The organism is Kitasatospora sp. NPDC007106 (assembly GCF_040634455.1).
Taxonomy (GTDB): domain Bacteria; phylum Actinomycetota; class Actinomycetes; order Streptomycetales; family Streptomycetaceae; genus Kitasatospora; species Kitasatospora arboriphila.
The window spans coordinates 1-5,441 of the sequence record NZ_JBEYFP010000403.1 but is presented as its reverse complement, the minus strand read 5'-3'; the positions used below and the strand labels follow the sequence as shown (position 1 = coordinate 5,441).

The window sequence follows — 5,441 nt, the reverse complement described above, 5'->3', positions numbered from 1 at the left end:
GTGCCTTCCGCCGCGCGCGGTTTCCCCCGCCCTCCGGCCGGGGGTGCCCACGTCGCCCCGTGGGGTTCGCCGCGGGTCTTCGGCGGGCCCGTGCCGACTAGAGTGATCGGCATGCTGGTTGCCGCCGCCGTGTGCCCCTGTCCGCCGTTGATCGTTCCGGAGGTGGCGGCCGGTGCCGCGCCCGAGCTCGACGGGCTGCGGGCCGCCTGCGCGGAGGCGGTGGGGGAGCTGCTCGACTCCGGGGCCGAGCTGATCGTCCTGGTCGGGACGGGCCCGAAGGCGGAGGTCTGGACGGAGGGCGGGGCCGGGTCGTTCCGCCGCTACGGGGTGGACCTCGCGGTGCGGCTGCCCGCCGCCGGCGTGTCCGGCCCCGAGCTCGCGCCCTCGCTGACCGTCGGCGCCTGGCTGCTCGCCGAGGCCGGCGCCGCGCTGCCCGCGCACGCCTGCGCCGTCCGCCCCGACACCGCCCCGGACCGCCTGGCCGGCCTCGGCAAGGGCCTGGCCGACCTCGCGGACCGGGTCGGCCTGCTGGTGCTGGGCGGCGGCAGCGCCTGCCGCTCGGTGAAGGCCCCGGGCTACTGGGACGAACGCTCCGAGGCCTACGACGCGGCGGCCGCGGCCGCGCTGGCCGCGGCCGACACCGCCGCGCTGGCCGCCCTCGACCCGCAGCTCTCGGCCGAGCTGCAGGCCGACGGGCGGGCGCCCTGGCAGGTGCTGGCCGGCGCCGCCGAGGGCGCGGGCCTGGGCGGCCGGCTGCTCCACGACGAGGCCCCGTACGGCGTGGGCTACCTCGTGGCCTCCTGGCGCTGAGCCCCGGCCCCGGCCGCGCGGGTTCCGCCCCGCGGGGCGCCGCGGTCAGGAGGTCTTGCCCGCGTCCGGCTTGGTCGCGAAGTCGTTGACCATGTGCTTCGCCTTGGCCGTGCCGTGCTCGATCTTCTCGTGGTACTTGTGCTTGGTCGCCTTGTCGACGGCCTGGCCGGTCTTGTCGACGACGTCGTCGATCTTCTCCTCGTGCCGGCCGGTGAGTTCGCTCGCCTTGACCTTGAGCTCGTCGGCCTTGACCTTGAGGCTGTCCTTCAGTCCCATGGCTGGTCTCCTCGTCCGGTGGGGGAGGGCCGGACCCGGCGGGCCGGCGTCCCATTTCCTCCAACGCTCGGATGTGCCCGGTTGTTCTCCCCGACAAACCGGGCGTAATCGGACAAAACGATACGGTGGTGCGAACTCCGCCGCAGGGTTTGGGAGACTGGGCGGGTGAGCAGCTCCAGCCCCGCCCCCTCCCGCGTCGTCTCCGTCGTCGGCGCCACCGCAGCCGGCAAGTCGGACCTCGCCGTGGCGATCGCCAGGGCCCTCGGCGGCGAGGTGGTCAACACCGACTCGATGCAGCTCTACCGGGGCATGGACATCGGCACCGCCAAGCTCACCGAGGAGGAGCGCGGCGGCATCCCGCACCACCTGCTGGACATCTGGGACGTCACCGAGGCGGCCAGCGTCGCCGAGTACCAGCGGCTGGCCCGCGCCGAGATCGACCGGCTGCTCGCGGCCGGCCGCACCCCCGTCCTCGTCGGCGGCTCCGGCCTGTACGTGCGGGCGGCCGTGGACGAGATGGAGTTCCCCGGCACCGATCCGTCCGTACGCGCCCGACTGGAGGCCGAGCTGGCCGAAAACGGCCCCGGGGCGCTGCACCGCCGACTCGCCGCGCTGGACCCGGCGGCCGCCGAGGCGATCCTGACCGGCAACGGCCGGCGGATCGTCCGGGCACTGGAGGTCATCGAGATCACCGGGCGGCCGTTCACCGCCAACCTGCCCGGCCACACCGCCGTCTACGACACCGTGCAGATCGGCGTCCGGGTGCCCCGGCCCGAGCTGGACGAGCGGATCGAGCTGCGGGTCGACCGCATGTGGCAGGCCGGACTCCTCGACGAGGTGAGGGAGTTGGAGAAGGCAGGGCTGCGCGAGGGGCGGACGGCCTCCCGGGCGCTGGGCTACCAGCAGGTGCTGGCCTTCTTCGCCGGCGAGTGCACCGAGGACGAGGCCCGCGCCGAGACCGTCCGCGCCACCCGGCGGTTCGCCCGCCGCCAGGAGTCCTGGTTCCGCCGCGACGACCGCATCCACTGGCTGGACCGCCCGGCCGGCGCCGACCCCGTCGAGCTGCTGGCGCGCTCGCTGGAGCTGATCGGCGCCTGACCCGCGGCCCGTCCGCGGCCCGCCCCGGGGGAGTACCCTCCGGGAGTGCCCCCCGAGGACGCCCGGCGCGGCCCCGGAGGCCGCGGGGGCGCTTTCCGGCCATGTCGTTCGTGCAGCTGCGCACGCAACGGCAGGTGCACGACGAACCGGCGGTTACAGCCGGATCACGTCATGGCCACGGATCACCCGGAGACCCGGTACGACGCCCTGTCGGCAACCTTGGACATGCCATCATCGTCAGTACCGGGGGTCGGTCTGCGCGGGCCGGCTCCTCCGTTCACGAGTCCGTGAACTCGTGTCGATCCGTCAGGGGAGGCCGCGTGTCGACGGGTACCGGCCCCGAAACCGAGGAGCTCAGGCAGGGCAGCGAGCAGGTGCTGTCCGAGCTCGTGGTCCCCACGTCCTACGCGATCGCGCTGCCCGCCATCGAGGACCTCGCCGCCCCCGGCGTCGTGCACGAGCGGGAGATCCGGCCGCGCCGCCGACTGCGCTGGTGGCAGCTGCTGCCGATCGTGCTGATGGCCACCTTCGGCTCCCTGATGTTCGCCTTCCCGCTGGCCTTCTCCGGCGACGCCGCCTCCTCGATGATCGGCATGCTCGGCCTGCTGCTCACCGCGGCCTCCGGTGGCTGGGGTGCGATGGCCGCCCGGCGGGCCGGCTACAAGTGGCCGGGCCTGCCCCGGCGCGGCAGCGGCACCCGTGCGAGCTGGCGGGCGATCATGGCCTACACCCTGATCGCGGGCGCGGCCGTGGCGCTGGCCCTCTGGCGGGTCGTCCACCTGCGCGGCTGATCAGTACCATCGGCCCTGTGAGCGCACCCACCGGAACCGGCCTCCCCTTCCTCAAGGGCCACGGCACCCAGAACGACTTCGTGATCGTCCCCGACCCGGACGGCCGCCTCGACCTCGGCCCCGCCACGGTCGCCCGGCTGTGCGACCGCCGCGCGGGCATCGGCGGCGACGGTCTGCTGCGGGTGGTGCGCTCCGCCGCCGACCCGGCCGCCGCCCACCTGGCCGGCGAGGCCGAGTGGTTCATGGACTACCGCAACTCCGACGGCTCGATCGCCGAGATGTGCGGCAACGGCGTGCGGGTCTTCGCCCACTACCTGGTGCAGGCCGGGCTGGCGAAGCCCGGTGCGCTCGCGGTCGCCACCCGGGCCGGCGTCCGGCAGGTCCGGGTCGCCGGGCCCGCCGCCGACGGCACGCCCGGCGAGGTCACCGTCGACATGGGCCGCGCGCTGCTCCCCGGTCCGGACGGCATCGAGGTCGCGGTGGACGACAGGGTCTGGCCCGCCCGCAACGTCAACATGGGCAATCCGCACGCGGTCGCCTTCGTCGACAGCCTGGACGACGCCGGGAATCTGTACACCGCGCCGCGCACCGCCCCCGAGGGGGTCTACCCGGACGGCGTGAACGTGGAGTTCGTGGTCGACCGGGGCCCGCGGCACGTGGCGATGCGGGTGCACGAGCGCGGCTCCGGCGAGACCCGCTCCTGCGGCACCGGCGCCTGTGCGGTGGCCGTCGCCGCCGCGCGCCGCGACGGGATCGACCCGGCCGTCACCGGCGAGGCCGTCAGCTACACCGTGGACCTGCCCGGCGGCCGGCTGGTGATCGAGGAGTTCCCGGACGGCCGGGTGGAGATGACCGGCCCCGCCGAGATCGTCGCCTCCGGCACCCTGGACCCGGCCTGGCTGGCCGGCCTGCCGGCCTGATCCGCGGCTCCGGCCCGGGGCCCGCTCGCGCGCCTGCCCGCCCTCCCTGCCGCCCTCCCTGCCGCCCTTCCGCCCGACGGCCCGTCGACTCCACACCGGCGGGCCGCCGGCGGGCGTCCGCGGGGCCGTCCGCGTACGGAGGTGTCCGGCGGTCCGTCAGCTCCGGCCGGAGCGCGGTGTTTTCCCGTTCCGGTCGTGGGCGAATCCGCCCGATCGGGTGATCCTGGTCACGGACCGGGAGCATTGCGTCGCGGATCGTGCTGTCCTCGGTAGCATGGACCACCGGGTCGGGAGTCCGCTCCGGTGATCGCTGCCGGAGGTGCGGATGGCCATCGAAGCAGGACCGATCGAGACCGCTCAGCCCGGCGCCGCGTCCAGGCGCCCGCTCGGCCGGCTGAGCCGCAGCGCGCTGACCCGGGCGGGCCGCGCCGCCCTGCTGGCCACCGGCCGCGCCCCCGTTCCGGACGCCATCGAGCCGATCGTGCAGGCGCACCGCCGCCACCATCCGCAGGCCGACCTCGCCCTGCTCGCACGGGCCTACCGGCTCGCCGAGGAGGGCCACCGCGGCCAGACCCGCAAGAGCGGCGAGCCGTACATCACCCACCCGCTCGCCGTCACCATGATCCTCGCCCAACTCGGCGCCGAGACCACCACGTTGGTCGCCTCGCTGCTGCACGACACGGTCGAGGACACCGAGGTGACGCTCGATCAGGTGGCCGCCGACTTCGGGCCCGAGGTGGCCTACCTGGTCGACGGCGTCACCAAGTTGGAGAAGGTGGACTTCGGCGCCGCCGCCGAGGCGGAGACCTTCCGCAAGATGCTCGTCGCCACCGGCGACGACGTCCGGGTGATGGTCATCAAGCTCGCCGACCGGCTGCACAACATGCGCACCATCCGGCACATGAAGCCCGCCAGCCGCGTACGGATCGCCAAGGTCACCCGGGACGTCCTCATCCCGCTCGCCGAGCGCCTCGGCATCCAGGTGCTCAAGACCGAGCTCGAGGACATCGTCTTCGCCACCCTCCACCCGGAGGAGTACGCCCGGACGCGCGCCGTGGTCGCCGCGCACGAGGCCCGGCCGGACGAACTGCTGCAGCCCTTCGCCGGGACGCTCGCCCGCCAGCTCGCCGAGGCCGGGGTGCCCGCCGAGGTCACCGTCCGCCCCCGGCACTGCGTGTCGGTGCACCGGGTGATGCTCAAGCGGGCGGCCGCGGCCGGCCCGGACGGCCGGCCGCAGGCCCTGCAGCCGGCGGACTTCGGGCGGCTGCTGGTCGTCGTCGAGGAGAACGCGGACTGCTACGCCGTCCTCGGCGAGCTCCACACCTGCTGGACGCCGCTGCCCGGCGAGTTCAAGGACTTCGTGGCGGCCCCCAAGTTCAACCTCTACCAGTCGCTGCACACCGCGGTGCAGCTGCCCGGCGGCGAGGTGGCCGAGGTGCTGGTCCGCACCCGGCAGATGCACCGGGTGGCCGAGTTCGGCGTGGTCGCGCTCGGCGACCCGCACCAGCCCGCCGACCGGGCGGCCGCCGCGCCGCCGGCCGCGACG

6 protein-coding genes are annotated in these 5,441 nt (G+C 74.9%); 5 read left to right on the top strand and 1 reads right to left on the bottom strand.

The window, feature by feature from the left end:
* The first annotated feature begins 111 nt into the window (after positions 1-111).
* Entirely contained in the window at positions 112-810 is a 699-nt protein-coding gene (locus ABZ641_RS24655) for a hypothetical protein (protein WP_359984981.1), read from the top strand.
* A gap of 45 nt (positions 811-855) precedes the next feature.
* Here ABZ641_RS24655 and ABZ641_RS24650 read toward each other — a convergent pair whose 3' ends face one another.
* Positions 856-1,086 carry an antitoxin gene (locus ABZ641_RS24650; protein ID WP_344623214.1) on the bottom strand — a complete coding sequence of 77 codons (231 nt, stop codon included), beginning with the start codon at positions 1,084-1,086 and terminating at the stop codon, positions 856-858.
* A gap of 165 nt (positions 1,087-1,251) precedes the next feature.
* Between ABZ641_RS24650 and miaA the strand changes: the two genes are divergently transcribed.
* The 4 genes from miaA to ABZ641_RS24630 all read left to right on the top strand — a co-directional run.
* Positions 1,252-2,184 (top strand): tRNA (adenosine(37)-N6)-dimethylallyltransferase MiaA, encoded by a 933-nt coding sequence (miaA, locus tag ABZ641_RS24645; protein WP_344623215.1) that lies wholly within the window; start codon positions 1,252-1,254, stop codon positions 2,182-2,184.
* Between the two features lie 320 nt (positions 2,185-2,504).
* A complete protein-coding gene (locus ABZ641_RS24640; protein ID WP_344623216.1) occupies positions 2,505-2,975 on the top strand; it encodes a hypothetical protein in 471 nt (156 codons plus the stop codon).
* Positions 2,976-2,992: 17 nt separating this feature from the next.
* Positions 2,993-3,895, top strand: a complete 903-nt coding sequence (dapF, locus tag ABZ641_RS24635) for a diaminopimelate epimerase (protein ID WP_344623217.1) — start codon at positions 2,993-2,995, stop codon at positions 3,893-3,895.
* A gap of 325 nt (positions 3,896-4,220) precedes the next feature.
* On the top strand, positions 4,221-5,441 hold a 1,221-nt coding region (locus ABZ641_RS24630; RefSeq protein ID WP_359984976.1), incomplete at its 3' end, for an HD domain-containing protein.